The 16,117-nt window shown below is 68.3% G+C and carries 18 protein-coding genes and 1 other RNA gene; 3 read left to right on the top strand and 16 right to left on the bottom strand.

Annotated elements, in window-relative coordinates; translation table 11 throughout:
• The first annotated feature begins 5 nt into the window (after window positions 1–5).
• Window positions 6–620, top strand: coding sequence for an inner membrane-spanning protein YciB (locus tag B0A89_RS10500; RefSeq protein WP_085378113.1), 615 nt, complete (start codon window positions 6–8; stop codon window positions 618–620).
• On the opposite strand, the gene B0A89_RS10495 is transcribed toward B0A89_RS10500, so the two are convergent.
• The 4 genes from B0A89_RS10495 to B0A89_RS10480 form a co-directional block, all read right to left on the bottom strand.
• Window positions 596–1,507: an alpha/beta fold hydrolase gene (locus tag B0A89_RS10495; protein ID WP_085378112.1), complete on the bottom strand. Its 912-nt coding sequence runs from the start codon at window positions 1,505–1,507 to the stop codon at window positions 596–598. The two genes, B0A89_RS10500 and B0A89_RS10495, sit on opposite strands and share 25 nt — an antisense overlap.
• A gap of 137 nt (window positions 1,508–1,644) precedes the next feature.
• On the bottom strand, window positions 1,645–1,812 hold the full coding sequence (gene rpmG / locus B0A89_RS10490; protein ID WP_028719409.1) for a 50S ribosomal protein L33: 168 nt from the start codon (window positions 1,810–1,812) through the stop codon (window positions 1,645–1,647).
• Window positions 1,813–1,949: 137 nt separating this feature from the next.
• Window positions 1,950–2,343, bottom strand: an RNA gene (gene rnpB / locus B0A89_RS10485) — RNase P RNA component class A.
• A gap of 45 nt (window positions 2,344–2,388) precedes the next feature.
• Window positions 2,389–3,387 (bottom strand): DUF1223 domain-containing protein, encoded by a 999-nt coding sequence (locus B0A89_RS10480; RefSeq protein ID WP_085378111.1) that lies wholly within the window; start codon window positions 3,385–3,387, stop codon window positions 2,389–2,391.
• A 273-nt stretch (window positions 3,388–3,660) separates the two neighbouring features.
• On the opposite strand from B0A89_RS10480, the gene acnA reads away from it, so the two are divergent.
• Both acnA and B0A89_RS10470 read left to right on the top strand, forming a co-directional pair.
• Entirely contained in the window at window positions 3,661–6,447 is a 2,787-nt protein-coding gene (acnA, locus tag B0A89_RS10475; RefSeq protein ID WP_085378110.1) for an aconitate hydratase AcnA, read from the top strand.
• A 172-nt stretch (window positions 6,448–6,619) separates the two neighbouring features.
• Window positions 6,620–7,408 carry a calcium-binding protein gene (locus B0A89_RS10470; RefSeq protein ID WP_085378109.1) on the top strand — a complete coding sequence of 263 codons (789 nt, stop codon included), beginning with the start codon at window positions 6,620–6,622 and terminating at the stop codon, window positions 7,406–7,408.
• Between the two features lie 55 nt (window positions 7,409–7,463).
• On the opposite strand, the gene B0A89_RS14685 is transcribed toward B0A89_RS10470, so the two are convergent.
• From B0A89_RS14685 to yajC, 12 genes are all read right to left on the bottom strand, one after another.
• Complete coding sequence (locus B0A89_RS14685; protein WP_157115317.1) at window positions 7,464–7,628, bottom strand: hypothetical protein; 165 nt, start codon at window positions 7,626–7,628, stop codon at window positions 7,464–7,466.
• Complete coding sequence (locus B0A89_RS10465; protein WP_085378108.1) at window positions 7,625–8,773, bottom strand: YeeE/YedE thiosulfate transporter family protein; 1,149 nt, start codon at window positions 8,771–8,773, stop codon at window positions 7,625–7,627. The genes B0A89_RS14685 and B0A89_RS10465 overlap by 4 nt, the downstream gene beginning before the upstream one ends.
• Window positions 8,773–9,756 (bottom strand): sulfurtransferase, encoded by a 984-nt coding sequence (locus B0A89_RS10460; RefSeq protein ID WP_085378107.1) that lies wholly within the window; start codon window positions 9,754–9,756, stop codon window positions 8,773–8,775. The genes B0A89_RS10465 and B0A89_RS10460 overlap by 1 nt, the downstream gene beginning before the upstream one ends.
• A gap of 214 nt (window positions 9,757–9,970) precedes the next feature.
• Complete coding sequence (locus B0A89_RS10455; RefSeq protein ID WP_338045726.1) at window positions 9,971–10,492, bottom strand: DsbE family thiol:disulfide interchange protein; 522 nt, start codon at window positions 10,490–10,492, stop codon at window positions 9,971–9,973.
• 28 nt (window positions 10,493–10,520) lie between these two features.
• Window positions 10,521–10,664, bottom strand: a complete 144-nt coding sequence (ccmD, locus tag B0A89_RS10450; RefSeq protein WP_085378105.1) for a heme exporter protein CcmD — start codon at window positions 10,662–10,664, stop codon at window positions 10,521–10,523.
• On the bottom strand, window positions 10,661–11,386 hold the full coding sequence (gene ccmC / locus B0A89_RS10445) for a heme ABC transporter permease CcmC (protein ID WP_085378104.1): 726 nt from the start codon (window positions 11,384–11,386) through the stop codon (window positions 10,661–10,663). The genes ccmD and ccmC overlap by 4 nt, the downstream gene beginning before the upstream one ends.
• A gap of 42 nt (window positions 11,387–11,428) precedes the next feature.
• The gene (ccmB, locus tag B0A89_RS10440; protein ID WP_085378103.1) at window positions 11,429–12,085 is read right to left on the bottom strand and encodes a heme exporter protein CcmB; all 657 of its coding nucleotides are present in this window, start codon (window positions 12,083–12,085) and stop codon (window positions 11,429–11,431) included.
• On the bottom strand, window positions 12,082–12,720 hold the full coding sequence (ccmA, locus tag B0A89_RS10435) for a heme ABC exporter ATP-binding protein CcmA (RefSeq protein WP_085378102.1): 639 nt from the start codon (window positions 12,718–12,720) through the stop codon (window positions 12,082–12,084). The genes ccmB and ccmA overlap by 4 nt, the downstream gene beginning before the upstream one ends.
• On the bottom strand, window positions 12,720–13,073 hold the full coding sequence (locus tag B0A89_RS10430) for an Mth938-like domain-containing protein (protein ID WP_085378101.1): 354 nt from the start codon (window positions 13,071–13,073) through the stop codon (window positions 12,720–12,722). Before B0A89_RS10430 ends, ccmA begins: the two co-directional genes overlap by 1 nt.
• On the bottom strand, window positions 13,073–14,068 hold the full coding sequence (gene secF, locus B0A89_RS10425; RefSeq protein WP_085378100.1) for a protein translocase subunit SecF: 996 nt from the start codon (window positions 14,066–14,068) through the stop codon (window positions 13,073–13,075). Before secF ends, B0A89_RS10430 begins: the two co-directional genes overlap by 1 nt.
• A 10-nt stretch (window positions 14,069–14,078) precedes the next feature.
• Entirely contained in the window at window positions 14,079–15,743 is a 1,665-nt protein-coding gene (secD, locus tag B0A89_RS10420; protein ID WP_085378099.1) for a protein translocase subunit SecD, read from the bottom strand.
• 12 nt (window positions 15,744–15,755) lie between these two features.
• Window positions 15,756–16,094, bottom strand: coding sequence for a preprotein translocase subunit YajC (gene yajC / locus B0A89_RS10415; protein ID WP_085378098.1), 339 nt, complete (start codon window positions 16,092–16,094; stop codon window positions 15,756–15,758).
• Window positions 16,095–16,117: the final 23 nt, after the last annotated feature.

Genomic DNA, 16,117 nt, shown 5'->3' with positions numbered 1-16,117 from the left:
CGGCCATGAGCGATCACAGACCCCTTTCCCCCGGCCTCAGGGGCGTGCTGGATTACGGCCCGCTGGCGGCGTTCCTTGCGGTGTTCCTGCTGCTGCGCCATCAGACCGTCCATTGGGGCGGGGCCGACTATCCCGGCATGATCGTCGCCACGCTGGTATTCGTGCCGCTGACGATCCTGGCCAATGCGGTGCTGTGGCTGCGCACGGGCCGCCTGTCGGCCTTGCAGCTGATCACGCTGGTGGTGGTCGTCGTCTTTGGCGGGCTGACGGTCTGGCTGAATGATCCCCGCTTCATCAAGATGAAGCCGACGATCATCTATCTGCTGCTGGCCGGGCTGCTGGGCCTTGGCCTTGCGCTGCGCCGCAACTGGCTGGGGCTGGTTCTGGGCGAGGTGGTGCCCATGACGGCCGAGGGCTGGCGCCGCCTCACGGTGCGGATGATGGGGCTTTTCCTGGCGCTGGCCCTGCTGAACGAGGTGATCCGCCGCACGCAGTCGGATACGACCTGGGTGCTGTTCAAGACGGTGGGGCTGATGGCGCTGACCTTCGTGTTCCTGATGGCGAACATGCCGCTGATCCGGCGCCACGCCCTGCCTCAGGACGACGACAGGCGCCGCTGAGCTGCCGCCCTGTCTGCCCGCCCTGGCGCGATCAGCCGCGACCAGCGCCGGGCGGGCCGTTCCGGGCGGGCCATCGCCAGCAAGGGCAGCGGCAGGGCCGCCGGCTGGCACAAAACGGTGCGCCACACCGCAAACAGCCCCGTTCGCAGATAGGGCGACCAGTGGCAGGCGCGGCTGGCCCTGCCCTCGATGCTGAAGCCCAGCCGGCGCAGCGAATCGAGCGTATCGGGATCGTCGATCTGAAGATCCACCCAGTTGCGGCGCGGCTGCCCCAGCCCGAACCCCAGGGCGCGCTGCCGCCCGCCCGACAGGATCAGTTCAAGCCCCAGATCATAGGGATCGTTCTCGCGCGAGGTGACGTTCACCACCTCGGCCAGCATGCCGGCGGGGCTGGCGATGGCCGCCTCGGCCCGGCCCTGCAACTCGGCCGCCGACAGCAGGACGACGCGCCCCACGCTGCCGGGGGCGGCGCGCTGCATCGCGGCCAGCGCGACACGCGCGCCAAGCGAATGGCCGATCATCGCCACCGGCCGGCGCGCCGCCAGGACAAGCGCATCGACCAGCGCCGCAAGTTCGGCCCCCGCATCGGCCGCGCGGGCATAGGCGGCGCGCAGCCCGCCCCGCGCGTGCCAGCCAAAGGCGACAGCCAGCCCCTCATCCCCGTTTTCGGTAAAGCCAAGCGCCTGCGGCCAGGACATCGCCCTTTGGGCGGCCGGGTCCGGGGCCAGCGAAAGGATATGCCGGTGGGGCGATGCCTCGGGGATGCGGGGGCTGAACCGATAGCCGTGGATCATGATCACGATCGGCCGGCCGGGCGGCAGATCGGCCGCGCGCTGCAACAGCGCATGCGGGAAAAAGCCTTCGCTGTCCGCTGTCACAAGGGCCATGGCGCACCTCATTGCCGCGGGTGCAAGGTTGGCGCGGCCCGGCAACCGCCGCATGACGGCGCCATGACCATGGCATGAAAAAACCGCGCCGCGGCAGCAGCCGGGCGCGGTCGGATGGGCGCAAGGGTGGCGCGATCTTACTTGATCTTGCCTTCCTTGTATTCGACATGCTTGCGGACGACCGGATCATATTTGTTGACCGCCATCTTCTCGGTCATCGTCCGGGCGTTCTTCTTGGTGACATAGAAATGTCCGGTGCCCGCCGTCGAGTTCAGGCGGATCTTGATCGTCGTCGGCTTCGCCATGGTCCTGCTCCTGCTCATGCGGGGCGGGCCTGTGGGCGGCTGTCCGATAACCCCGTGGAATCTGTGAAGCCCGCTTTTCCAGCCTGCGACGGGCAAAGTCAACCGGATTTTGCCCTTGCCACCTGCCATGGGGCCGAACGCGCGGACGGCCTGTAAGCCGGGTTCTGTCCGGGGCGTTTCCGCCCGTGGATGACCATTCCTCTGGTCCCGCCGTCGCCGACGGGATCAAGCTGCCAACCCGGATCTGCTGGGGCGCAGGCGGCCCTGCGGGGGCAGGCCCCCGCGCGCGATCCCTATTCGGCATTGCTCCCGGTGGGGCTTGCCGTGCCGGTCCGGTTGCCCGTCCCGCGGTGGGCTTTTACCCCACCGTTTCACCCTTGCCCGGACAGGTCCGGGCGGTCTGTTCTCTGTGGCGCTTTCCCTGGGGTTGCCCCCGCCGGGCGTTACCCGGCACCGTGCCTGCATGGAGCCCGGACTTTCCTCGGACCGTGCCGGCACGGGCCGTCGGTCCGCGGTCATCCGGCCGTCCGCGCTGATTGCAGATAAGCGGGGCCACCAGCCCGGTCAAGCAGGGTTTCAGTCCAGCCGCAGCGCCGCCAGAATCGGGCCGGGCCGATCGCTCCTTATCCGCTGCTGGACAAGCAGCGCATGGCGCGTATCGAGGGGATAGGCCGCATCCGCGCCCCCTTCGGTGCGCAGCGTCAGACGCAGCGGCGTGCGCGCGGGCCAGCGGCTGACCGTTTCCATGCCGATGACGATGTTGCGATAAAGGATGCGCCTGCCTCGGTTCTCGCCCGCCCCGACATCAACCTCGCGGCTGGGCAGATAGCGGATCAGCAGCACCTGCAAGCCGCCCGGAATCGCCGCACGCGGGGTCAGGTCGATCTGATAGCCGCCCTCGGCCCGCGTGGCCGAGGCCATGATCGCCGGCGGCCGGCTGGCATGATCCTCGATCAGCGCCATCAGGCCGCTGCGGTCCGCGCCGATCAGGGTATCGCTGCCATCCACGAGGATCTGCGGGGTATAGACGCCCCGCTCGCCCGCGGCGGCGGCATAGCCCTGCTGGCGAACCGTGTGATCGGGGCGGGCATAGCCGTCGGGCGAACCCAGATAGTCCCAGTAATCGACATGCCAGCCCAGGGCGAGAACATCGGGCCGATCAGCGATGTCCGCGATCATCGCATCCGCCGCCGGGCAGGTCGAGCAGCCCTGCGCAGTGAACAGCTCGACCACGACAGGGATGCCGGCAAAGGGCCGGGGGGCGCGCTCGGACCATTGCGGCGCCAGCGAAAAGGCCCCTTCGGGCACTGCGCCCATCAAGGGCGCGCCAAAGCCGTCCTCCGGCCCGAGGCCGGGGATCGGCTCGTCCGATGATGCGGCCGCGCGGGCGGGGCCGGCATCGTCGGGCGCCTCGATCAGCCCCACGGCGCCGCCATCGGCAAAGGCGTCGTCGCCCAACGGCCCGCCCGCTGCGGGAATCGCCAGCAAGGCGGCCAGGCAGGCGCCCAGCGCAAGGCGGGCAAGGCGCGGCGCCGTGCCGCCGGACCGACGAACTGGAGACAGGGCAGCATGCATGCCCGCGTCTTAGGACGGCTTTGCCCTACCGGCCAAATCAAGGCTTCGTTAGGCAGGCCCGCCGCCCGCTTTCCCGCCGCGCCCCGCCCTTGCGCCGCCCCTGCCGTGGCAGCCCCGCAGCGGGCGCTGCGGCTTGCACGGGCCGCAAAGTCGGTATACTACGGCATACAATGTGTTTCCGGTTGTCGCGGCGCCTGTCGGGTGCTTGCACCTGTGGGCCGAGTCGGGGCAATCGGAACAGGACGCCATCTCTCCATCCCAGGAAGGAAAGCCATGCCCATCGTCACCGGCTCCGACACCGCCAAGACCCGCCGCGAGCTTTCCGCGGGCGGCGAACGCCTTGCCTATTATTCCATCCCCGCCGCGACCGAGGCTGGCCTGGGCGATTTCTCGCGCCTGCCCGCCGCCCTCAAGGTCGTGCTGGAAAACATGCTGCGCTTCGAGGATGGCGGCTTTACCGTCAGCGTCGAGGACATCAGGGCCTTCGCCCAGTGGGCGCAGGATGGCGGCAGGTCGGATCGCGAGATCGCCTATCGCCCCGCCCGCGTGCTGATGCAGGATTTCACCGGCGTTCCGGCGGTCGTCGACCTTGCCGCCATGCGCGACGGGATCAAGGAACTGGGCGGCGACGCGCAGAGGATCAACCCGCTGAACCCGGTCGATCTGGTCATCGACCATTCGGTCATGGTGGATGAATTCGGCAATCCCCGCGCCTTCCAGCGCAACGTCGATCTGGAATACGAACGCAACATGGAGCGTTACCAGTTCCTCAAATGGGGTCAGGGCGCGTTCAACAACTTCCGCGTCGTGCCGCCCGGCACCGGCATCTGCCATCAGGTGAACCTGGAATACCTGGCCCAGACCGTCTGGACCGACACCGACCAGACCGGCGCGACCATCGCCTATCCGGACACGCTGGTCGGCACCGACAGCCATACCACCATGGTCAACGGCCTGGCCGTCCTTGGCTGGGGCGTCGGCGGGATCGAGGCCGAGGCCGCGATGCTGGGCCAGCCGATCTCCATGCTGATCCCCGAGGTCGTCGGCTTCAAGGTAACCGGCGCGCTGCGCGAGGGCGTGACCGCCACCGACCTGGTGCTGAAGGTCGTCAAGATGCTGCGCGACCACAAGGTCGTCGGCAAGTTCGTCGAGTTCTACGGCAGCGGCCTTGACAACATGCCGCTGGCCGACCGCGCCACCATCGCCAACATGGCCCCCGAATACGGCGCCACCTGCGGCTTTTTCCCCGTCGATGACGAGACGCTGCGCTATCTGCGCCAGACGGGCCGCACCGAACAGCGCATCGCCCTGGTCGAGGCCTATGCTAAGGCCAATGGCTTCTGGCGCGGCGCCGATTACGAGCCGGTCTATACCTCGACGCTGCATCTCGACCTCGGCGATGTCGTGCCCGCGATCTCTGGGCCGAAGCGGCCGCAGGACCACGTGGCGCTGGACGTCGCGGCCCAGACATTCAAGGACTACATCATCGGCCTGCGCCCCGCACCGTCGGTGCCCAAGGACCAGAAATACAACATGACCGAGGAAGGCGGCTCGCCCGCGCCCTCGCAGGCCGAGATCCCCGGCGATGAACATTCGGGCGAACAGAGCCGCGGCCGGGTTGAGGGGCAGAGCTATCGCCTGCGCGATGGCAGCGTCGTGATCGCGGCGATCACGTCCTGCACCAACACCTCGAACCCCTATGTCCTGATGGCGGCGGGCCTGGTGGCGAAAAAGGCCAACGAACTGGGCCTGACGCGCAAGCCCTGGGTCAAGACCTCGCTCGCGCCCGGATCGCAGGTGGTCGAGGAATACCTGCGCGCCGCCGGCCTGCAGGAGCATCTGGACGCGCTCGGCTTCAACCTCGTCGGCTTCGGCTGCACGACCTGCATCGGCAACTCCGGCCCCCTGGCGCCCGAGATCAGCAAGTCGATCAACGACAACGACCTGGTGGCGGTGTCGGTGCTGTCGGGCAACCGCAACTTCGAGGGGCGGATCAGCCCCGACGTGCGCGCCAACTATCTGGCCAGCCCCCCGCTGGTCGTGGCCTATGCCATCGCCGGCGACATGAACATCGACATCACGCGCGAGCCGATCGGGCAGACGCCAGAGGGGCCGGATGTCTATCTGCGCGACATCTGGCCGACCTCGCGCGAGGTGGCCGAGCTGGTCGAGAAGATCGTCACCCGCGAGATGTTCCAGGCGAAATACGCCGATGTGTTCAAGGGCGACGAACGCTGGCAGGCGGTCGAGACGACCGACAGCGAGACCTATGACTGGCCGCCGGCATCGACCTATATCCAGAACCCGCCCTATTTCCGGGGCATGTCGCGCGACGCGGGCGTCATCACCGATATCGACGGTGCGCGCGTTCTGGCAATCCTGGGCGACATGATCACGACCGACCACATCAGCCCGGCCGGCAGCTTCAAGCCGACCAGCCCGGCCGGCCGCTATCTGACCGAGCGGCAGGTCGCGCCCGCCGACTTCAACAGCTATGGCAGCCGCCGCGGCAACCACGAAGTCATGATGCGCGGCACCTTCGCCAATATCCGCATCAAGAACGAGATGCTGGACGGCGTCGAGGGCGGCTACACCAAGGGCCCGGACGGCGAGCAGACCTCGATCTATGACGCGGCGATGGAATGGCAGCAGCGCGGCACGCCGCTGGTCATCATCGGCGGGGTCGAATACGGGGCCGGCTCCTCGCGCGACTGGGCGGCCAAGGGCACCAACCTGCTGGGCGTCAAGGCCGTGATCGCCGAAAGCTTCGAGCGCATCCACCGCTCGAACCTGGTCGGCATGGGGGTCATTCCGTTCGAGTTCACGAATGGGGATACCCGCAAGTCGCTGGGGCTGACGGGGGACGAGGTGATCTCGATCCACGGGCTGGCCGATGATTTCAGGCCGCTGAAGATCGTGCCCGCCACGATCCGCCGCGCCGATGGTAGCGAGCAGACGATCCAGCTGAAGGCGCGCGTCGATACCGAGGTCGAGATCGTCTATCTCAAGAACGGGGGCGTGCTGCACTACGTGCTGCGCAACCTCGCCAAGGCGGGCTGAGCGCAGCGCCCCTACCCGAGGCGGCATTGACAAAGACCCCGGATGGCAGCGCCATCCGGGGTTTTTCCGTTCAAACCTGTCTAAAAGGTCAAGCCCGCAAAGGTTAACAATTGATTAAAATCTGTGATACTTCGCCGCGGCCATCCGGCCTGTCATTGAGGGGGAAGTATTCATGAGTTACATCGTCGGAACTGAAGGAAACAATTTTCTGGCCGGCATCAACGGCGTCGACCTGATCCGGGCTCTTGATGGTGATGATGTCGTCATGGGCCGGGGCAACAACGATTATGTCAGCGGCGGCAACGGCAATGATGCGATCTTCGGCCAGCGCGGCTGGGACGTGCTGAACGGCGGTGCGGGCGACGACAGGATCTCGGGGGGCTATGGCCGCGACTATATCCTGGGCGGGGAAGGCAACGATACGATCTGGGCCGGCCATGGGGCGGACCAGGTCGCGGCGGGTGCCGGCGACGACCTGATCTATACCGGCGAGGGCCGCGATATCATCAACGGCGGCGACGGCAATGACCGCATCTTTGCCGGCCTGCGCAACGACTGGGTCGCGGGCGGCACCGGCAACGACTACATCAACGGCGGCGGCGGGCGCGACAGCCTGTTCGGCGGCGATGACAATGACACGCTGAACGGCGGGAACGGGAACGATACGCTGTATGGCGGCAGCGGCAACGACCTGCTGCGCGGCGGCATCGGCAGCGACCTGCTGCGCGGCGGGGACGGCGCGGATACCTTCGTGTTCCGCCAGGGCCATGACACGATCGCCGACTTCCGTTCGGGTGAGGATGTCATCGACCTGCGCACGATGGAGCTGAATTTTGAATCGCTGTCCTCGCACATGGTCGAAGAGAACGGCGGCGTGACCATCCATCTTGGGCAGAACATGGTCCTGCACCTGGACAATCAGCACATCGCCGATCTGAACGCGTCCGACTTCCTGTTCTGACAGGCAGACCGCAATGGCAGGACGGCGGCCCCGCCAGGGCCGCCGTTTTTTTTTCCTAGCGCGGCAGCGCGCCGCAAAATCCACCCGGCGCCGCGGCCCCCGATCCCAGCGCCAAGGCCGCCGGGGCGCGATAGGGGTTGGGCGTCACGGCCAGCAGATCGCCCCCGATGATCAGGCCCAGCATGGCCAGGCAGATGCCCGCGATCATGTGGCGCGTCATGGCCGCCCCTCCATCCACAGGGCCGCGCGCAGCCGCACCCCCACGAGCGATCCGGCAAAACCCAGCACGAGCCAGGCCCAGCCATGCAGGCTGCCCGTCGAGATGCCCGAGAAAAGCGCGCCGACATTGCAGCCGAAGGCAAGCCGCGAGGAATAGCCCAGCAGCAGCCCCGATACGACCGTCGCGGCCCAGGCGCGCGCCGGCAGGCGCGGCAGCGGCTGCGCCAGCCCGCCCCGCCAGAACGCGACCAGCATTGCCCCGATGATCGACCCGAATGCCGTCAGCGAGGTCACATCCGTCAGCACGCTTGCGCCGACCCGCGCCGCATTGCCCGGCGCGGCCCAGAAGGCCGAGCGCGACAGATCCACGCCCAGGCCCGCGGCGGCCTTGGCGCCCCAAAGCCCAAGTCCGTAAACGACGCCCCAGGGCTGCCCCGACACGATCAGGTTCAGCACCGCCAGCGCCGCCAGCAGCAATGCCGCCACGACCCAGCGGCCGGGGATGCGCCGCTTGCCGGGCGCCGCCACCGCCAGAACGATCCCGGCCAGCCCCAGCAACAGGCCCAGCGTCACGGCAAGGCCCGTTCCCCCGCGCAGCACGACCACCGGCAGCGATCCCAGATCGGTCCACCAGACCAGCGACCACGATCCCAGAAAGCTGCCCAGCGCAAAGAAGGGCAGCGCCAGCATCGCCACCGGATTGCCGCTGCCCGCATTGATGAGCGTGCCTGACCCGCAGCCCAGCACCACCTGCATCGCCGCGCCAAAGACGAAGGCCCCGCCCAGCATGGCAAACCCGACCGGCGCGGCAGCCCCCATCAGCTCGGCCGGATGGGCCGCGATCAGCGGCATCGCCGCGCAGGCGGTCAGCCCGATCGCCAGAAGCTGCGCCAGAACGCCGCCCCCCTCGCGCCGCAGGATCAGGGCGCGCCAGGGCCCGGCAAAACCGAACCGCAGCCCTTCCAGCGTCATCCCGAAACCAAGGCCGATCCCGAGCAGCAGCGCGTAGCGCAGCCCGACCAGCAGCGCCATGGCGGCCAGCGCCGCGGCCAACAGCGCCCCCGCCCCCGCGCGCGCGGCGGCCGAAGGGATCAGCGGGCTCGCAGGCGCCTCGCGCGCACCGGCATTCGTCGCGATGCTTGCCATCACAGCCCCTTGATCTGGCGCATCAGGTTGTCGACCAGACCCGGCTTGTTGGCGATCTGGTGGTCGCCCTTGGTATAGCCGACCATCGATTCGGGATACATCCTGACATTGGGCAGACCGGCCAGTTCGGACAGGGCGAACCATTCGGTCGCAGCCCAGTGGCCGGTGTTGCAGAAGGTGACGACCTCGCCGCCCGGCCTGATCCCCAGCCGCGCGGCGATGTCGGCGGCGGTGGCGGGCGGGGCGACGGACGGGGTCTGGCCCGCGAACCATTCGGTGTGGGGCACGCTCTGCGCGCCCGGCACGGTTCCGGGGGCCGATGCGGCCGCATGGGCCTTGCTTCCCTGGAAGAATTCGGCCGGGCGGGCGTCAAGCAGGCGGGCATCCTCCTGCCCGGCGGCGATGCGCGCCACCTCGTCCTCGCTCGCGGTCCAGCGGTCGTCCCAGGTGATCGCCAGCTGCGTGGGCTGGGGCGCCACGGGCGCCGTATCGGCCGGCAGGCCCGCCGCCGCCCAGGCGTTCATGCCGCCGTTCAGAATCGCGATGTCCTGAATGCCGGCCGATTTCAACGTCCAGTAAACCCGGGCGGCCGAGCCGAAATCATCCTGGTCGCTGCCCTGGTGGACAATGACGACCGGACGGTCCTTGGACAGGCCAAGACCGCTCAGCGTGGCCTGCAACCGCTCGACGGGAACAAGCGCGCCAGGATTGTCGGCCGGGCCGCGAAACAGCTTGTAGGGCGCATCAAGCGCACCGGGGATATGGCCCTGGCCATAGGCCTCGCCCCGGATGTCGAGGATCAACGGCCCGGCACCAGCCGCCGCAAGCTGCGGCGCGGTGATCAGCGGGCCAAGGCGCGCCGCTTGCGGCTGGACAGGGGCCGCGGCCTCGGCGGCGGCAGGCTGCCCCGGCGCGGGGGCGGCAAAGGCGGGCGGGGTGGCGATGAATGCCGCAGCGGCAAGCAGGGGTGCGAGGGAACGCATGAATGCCTCGGGTCAGGGGATGCTTGCCCTGAGGATATGGGGCCTGCGCGGCAATACCAAGACCGCCGCTGCCGGGCCGCGCTGTGGCGGGGCGACGGATCATCCTGCCAGGCCATGCGCCGGCAGGCCGCCCTGCCACGCCCTGGGCACTGATGCAGGACAATCGCCCGCCCTGCCAGCGGCGCGGCGGAAAACCCTTCCTCTTTTCGGCATGCTAGGGCCGGCCGGCTTGTGCCTTTTCAAGCGCCCTGTCCAGTTCGGGGCGAAATCGCTGGACGTAATCCTCGCGCACCAGCGGTCCGGCAAAGCGGTAGAGCACCCGCCCCTCGCCATCCAGGATGAACGTCTCGGGCGGGGCGGTCACGCCCCAGTCCAGCGCGGCGCGCCCCTGCGGGTCGGTGGCAAGGCGGGAAAAGGGGCTCCCATGCTCCTCGAGAAAGCGGCGGGCGGCGGGTTCGGGATCCTTCAGGTCGATGCCGATAAGGGGAATCCCCTCGCTTGCAAGCGCCTGAAGGGTGGGATGCTCGGCCCGGCAAGGGGGGCACCAGCTTGCCCAGAAATTGACCAGCGTAACCTTGCCGCTGCGCAGATCGTCAGGCGTGGGCGCGCTTTCGCCCGGCAGGGTCGTGGACGGCAGGGCGGGCGCCGGGCGGCCCACCAGCGCCGAGGGCAGCGCCGCGGGATCGCCCCGTTCCATCCCCCACAGGAACATCGCCGCCAGACCGGCAAACAGCACCGGCGGCAAGGCAAGCAGGGGCGATATCCTAGCCACGACGCTCAACCTCGGCCAAGGCGCGGCGGGCGCGGGCATTGGCCAACAGTGTCTGCACGATGATCCCGGCCAGCAGCGCAAGGCCGATCCCCCAGGCCATCAGCACCGGCGCGGCATATTTCCCAAGCTCGATCATCCCCGCGCCTCGCGTGCCAGCAGGGCCGCGGTGCGGCGGCGGCGGATTTCCGTCCGCGTGCGCACCAGCAGCAATGTCAGGAACAGCAGAAAGAACCCCGCCATGCACAGATACAGCGGATAGCTGTAGGCCGGGGTGATGCGCCGCCCCGGCGCGATGCTGATGGTGGCGCCCTGGTGCAGCCCCTGGTTCCAGAACAGCACCGCATAGCGCGACAGCAGCGCAAAGACCGAACCCACCAGGCACAGCACCCCCGTCAGGTCCGCGGCGCTGTCGGGATCCTCGATCGCCGACCACAGCGCCATATAGCCCAGATAGAACAGGAACAGGATCAGGAACGAGGTCAGGCGCGGATCCCAGGCCCACCATGTCCCCCACATCGGCTGGCCCCAGATCGCGCCGGTGGCCAGGGCGATCAGCGTCATCACCGCGCCCAGCGGCGCGGCCGCGCGCGCCGCCAGCGCGCTGACATGGTGGCGCCGGATGATCCAGACCAGCGAGGCCACCAGCATCATGATCCAGATGTTGATCGCCATCATCGCGGCGGGCACATGCAGGAACAGGATCTTGACCGTCGCGCCCTGCCTGTAGTCGTCGGGCGCCAGGAACCCCCAGACCAGCCCCGTGCCCAGCGTCAGGGCCGCCCCGGCGGCCAGATACGGCAGCACCGCCGCCGAACTGCGCATGAAACGGACAGGATTGGCATAGTCCCAGATCGACATGGATAACCGTCTAGCCGTGCGCGGGGCGGGGCGAAAGCCCCCTCACCGCAGGTTGACACGCAGGGCGGCCGCGGCGGCAAAGGGCAGCACCGCCACCACCCCCAGGCTGATGCCCGCCAGCAGCACCAGCGGGGTCGTGGCGTCCAGCCCGGCGGCCCCGCGGCGCACCGCCTCGGCCCCGAAGATCAGCGTCGGAATGTAAAGCGGCAGCACCAGCAGCGACAGCAGCAGCCCCCCCCGCCGCAGCCCGACCGTCAGGGCCGCGCCAAAGGCACCCAGCATCGACAGCGCCGGCGTGCCCAGCAGCAAGGATGCAAGCGTCCATCCCAGCGCCGCGCGCGGCAGATCCAGCAGCAGCCCGAAGACGGGTATCGCCGCGATCAGCGGCAATGCGGTGGTGATCCAGTGCGCAGCCGCCTTGACCGCCACCGCGCCTTCCAGCGGAAGCGGCGCGGTGAGCAGCAGATCAAGGCTTCCATCCTCGAAATCGAGGGCGAAGATGCGGTCCAGCGACAGCAGGCAGGCCAGCAGCGCCCCGACCCACAGGATGCCCGGCGCGATGCGGGACAGGATGTCGCCCTGCGGCCCCACGCCAAAGGGCACCAGAACGCACAGGATCAGAAAGAAGGCCAGCCCCAACCCGAAGCCGCCCCCTGCTCGCATGGCCAGCCTCAGATCGCGCCAGAGCAGCGCGGTCATCCGAAGGCCTCGTCAAAGCTGGCCGGCGCGCGGGGGGCTGTCCGCCCCGTCATGGCGCGATAGGGCGAAAGATCCAGAACCCGGACGCCCGCGCCCAGCCCCAGATCGACATGCGTGGCGATCAGCGCCGCCCCCCCTTGCGCCAGATGCGCGCCCACGGCCTCGGCGAACAGCGCCGCCGAGGCCGCGTCAAGCGACACGGTCGGCTCGTCCAGAACCCAGACCGGCCGGCCCGTGACCAGCAGCCGCGCCAACCCCAGCCGCCTTTTCTGCCCTGCGGACAGCATTGCGGCGGGCCGGGCGGCAAGATGGGAGAGGTCGAACGCGGCCAGCGCCGCCCCGACCGGTGGCCCGGCAAAGACCGCCTGCCAGAATCGCAGGTTTTCTGCCGCACTCAGCGCGCCCTTCAGGCCGTCGGCATGGCCGGCATAGGCGATCGCATCGGGATCGGCGGTGACGGTCCCCGCGGCGGGGGGTTGCAGCCCGGCGATGGTTCGCAGCAGCGTCGTCTTGCCGATTCCGTTGGGGCCGCGCAGAATCAGCGCCTCGCCTGCGGACAGGTCCAGGTCGATCCCCTCGGCCACCCGCCGGCCCCCGCGCGCGACCGCCAGCCCGCGCGCCGAGACCAGCGCCATCACACCGGCAGCAGGGCGCAGGCGACCCGCCGTCCTTCCGACAGGGTCACGTTATAGCTGCGCGCCGCGGTCGGGGTCGCCATCGTCTCGACCATCAGCCCCGCGTCGTCGAGGCTGTCCAGCAGCCCGGCGGGGGGCGCGGCGATCTCGGCCCCCATTCCCAGGAACAGCAGATCCGCAACGCCCGCCAGCGCGGTCAGCGCCGCCCTATCCGCCAGCCCGCCCCAGGGCTGCGCCCCGGCGGGGGTCACGATCACCGGACCCCGGACCACGCGCCCGGCGATGCGGAAAAAGCCCGGCCCATAGCTGTCCACCGGCACTGCGCCTGCATAGTCGGTTTCGCGCAGCGGCATCAGGGCATGTCCTGGAAGGGCGTTCCGGCAAGCTCGCTCTTTTCGCCGGGGGCGGCCTTGACCGGCTTGGTCCAGTCACGGCGCACGCCCAGCCACAGGACGATGTTCTTGGCGACATAGATCGTGGAATAGCAGCCCACGAACACGCCCCACAGCATCGCAAAGACAAAGCCCCGGATCACGTCGCCCCCCAGCACCAGCAGCGCCGCCAGTGCCAGGGCGGTTGCGACGGCTGTCATGATCGTGCGGCTAAGCGTTTCGTTCACCGTCAGGTTCATCACGTCGACCAGCGGCATCGTCTTGAACTTGATGAGGTTCTCGCGCAGCCGGTCGAACACCACGACGGTGTCGTTGATCGAATAGCCCAGGATGGTCAGCAGCGCGGCGATGGTCGTCAGGTCGAACCGGATCTGGAACAACGCGAACAGCCCCGCCGTCAGCAGGATGTCATGGACCAGGGCAAAGACCCCGCCCAGGGCAAACTGCCATTCAAAGCGCAGCCAGATATAGAACAGGATGCCCAGTGTCGCGGCGCCCACCGAATAGACGGCGGTCTTGATCAGCTCGCCCGACACCTTGGGACCGACCGATTCGACGGCGGCGAAGGTGACGCCCGGATCGACTGCCTTCAGCGCCGCCTCGACCTCGTTCAACTGCTGGGGCGTGACCGATCCGGTTTCGTTGGTGGTTCCGATGCGGATCTGCGCGACATGCTTGTCGGGGCCGAAGGTGGGATCGAACACCTCGGTGATGGTCACGTCCGCAAGGCCCAGATCGCTCAGCGCGCCGCGGTAATCGCCCACCTGGAAGGCAGTCGGGCTTTCGGTGCGGATGGTCGTGCCGCCCTTGAAGTCGATGCCGAAGTTGAAGCCGTTGACGGCGATCACGATGATCGAGGCCAGCATCGCGACAGCCGAGATGCCAAAGGTCAGCAGCTGCCAGCGGAAAAAATCGATCCGCGTGTTGTCGGGGACGAGTTTCAGACGAAATGCCATGGGGCGTCCCTTACAGTTCCAATGTCCGCGGCTTGCGCCAGTCGAGCCATATCACGATCATCAGCCGCGTCAGGTAGATCGCGGTGAACACCGATGTCACGAGGCCGATTGTCAGCGTGACCGCGAACCCCTTGACCGGCCCCGAGCCTAGGAAAAACATCACCAGGGCGGCGATGAAGGTGGTCACGTTGGCGTCGATGATCGCGCTCATCGCCTCGTTGAAGCCGTTGTCGATGGCCTGCACGATGCGCCGCCCGGCGCGCAGTTCCTCGCGGATGCGCTCATAGATGATGACGTTGGCATCCACGGCGGTGCCGACCGTCAGCACGATGCCGGCGATCCCCGGCAGTGTCAGCGTGGCCCCCATCATCGACATGACGGCAAGGATCAGGATCACGTTCACGATGACCGCGATCGAGGCGAACACCCCGAACAGCCCATAGCTGGCGACGATATAGGCCACCACCAGCCCCGTGCCGACGATGCCGGCGATCTTGCCCGCGTCGATCGAATCCTGCCCCAGTTCGGGGCCGATGGTGCGTTCCTCAAGGAAGGTCATCCCGGCCGGCAGCGCCCCTGCCCGCAGCAGCACCGCGAGGCGATTGGATTCGTCCACCGTCATCGCGCCCGAGATCTGGCCGTTCCCGGTGGTGATCGCATCGCGGATATTGGGCGCCGAAATCACCTGGTTATCCAGAACGATGGCAAAGGGCTGGCCGATATTGGCGGCCGTATAGGCCCCGAAACGCCGCGCGCCCTGCGGATTGAAGCGGAATTCGACAGCCGGCTGGCCGTTCTGGTCAAACGAGGGGCGGGCATCGGTCAGCTCTTCGCCGGTCACGACCGGCACCTCGGCGATGGTATAGTAAACGCCCTTTTCGTCCAGCGACGGCACGACGACATTGCCCAGCCCCGGCGCGACATTCGGATCGGTGCCCCGTCCAACCACCGCATTGAAGGTCAGCTTCGCGGTCGTGCCGATCAGCTTCTTGAGATCCTCGGCCGAGCCGATGCCGGGCACCTCGATCAGCACGCGATCCTTGCCCTGGCGCTGGATCGTCGGCTCGCGCGTGCCCACCTCGTCCACGCGGCGGCGCACGATTTCCAGCGTCTGCTGGATGGTGCGATCGTCGGTCGCGGCCTTTTCGGCATCGGACAGGCGCACCGTCATCGTGTTGCCCGCCGCGGTTATATCGAGGCTGGACGAGCCGGCGCCGGTCAGCGACACGACCGGGGCGGCAAGGCTGCGGGCGATCTCGACCGCCTTTGCCATCTGGTCGGGGTTGCCGATCTCGACCCGCAGGACATCATCGGGGCCGGCCACGCGGCGCACCGCGCCGACGACATCGCGCTGGGCGGCAAGCGCGTCGCGCAGATCCGGCCACAGGCTGTTCAAGCGCGATTTGTAGACCTCGGCGGTGTGGACCTCGCCCAGCAGATGCGCCCCCCCGCGCAGGTCCAGCCCCAGATTGACCAGCCCGCCGGGCAGCCATTGCGGCCAGCGGGCGCGGGCGGCCGCCTGCTCGGGCGTTTCAAAGCCGTCGCGCTTGGCCGCGGCGACGGCGTCGTTATGGGCCTCGACCCGCGCATAGAACAGGTTGGGCATCGCATAGATCAGCCCGACCACCACGATGGCGAGGATCAGGATGCGTTTCCACAGCGGGATCTGAAGCATGGCGCGGGGCGATCAGTTGTTGGCGGCAGCAGGCGCGCTGCGGGTGACGACCTGGGCGATGGTCGCCCGGACGACGCGCACCCGCACGCCCTGTGCGATCTCGACATCCAGTTCGTCGTCGCGCAGGCCCACGACCTTGCCGATCAGCCCGCCCTGCGTGATCACGCTGTCCCCCTTCTTCAGCGCCCCCACCATGGCGCGGTGCTGGGCCATCTTTTTCTGCTGGGGGCGCAGGATCAGGAAATACATGATCACGAAGACCAGCAGCAGCGGCACGAATTGCAGGAAAGGCGCCGCGCCGCCTGCGGCGGGGGCTGCGGCAGCCTGGGCATAGGCGGGTGTGACGAACATGGACGTTCCTTAACAGGGGCCGG

Source organism: Paracoccus contaminans, assembly GCF_002105555.1.
In the GTDB taxonomy this organism is placed as follows: domain Bacteria; phylum Pseudomonadota; class Alphaproteobacteria; order Rhodobacterales; family Rhodobacteraceae; genus Paracoccus; species Paracoccus contaminans.
This window is presented reverse-complemented; position numbering and strand designations above follow the sequence as displayed.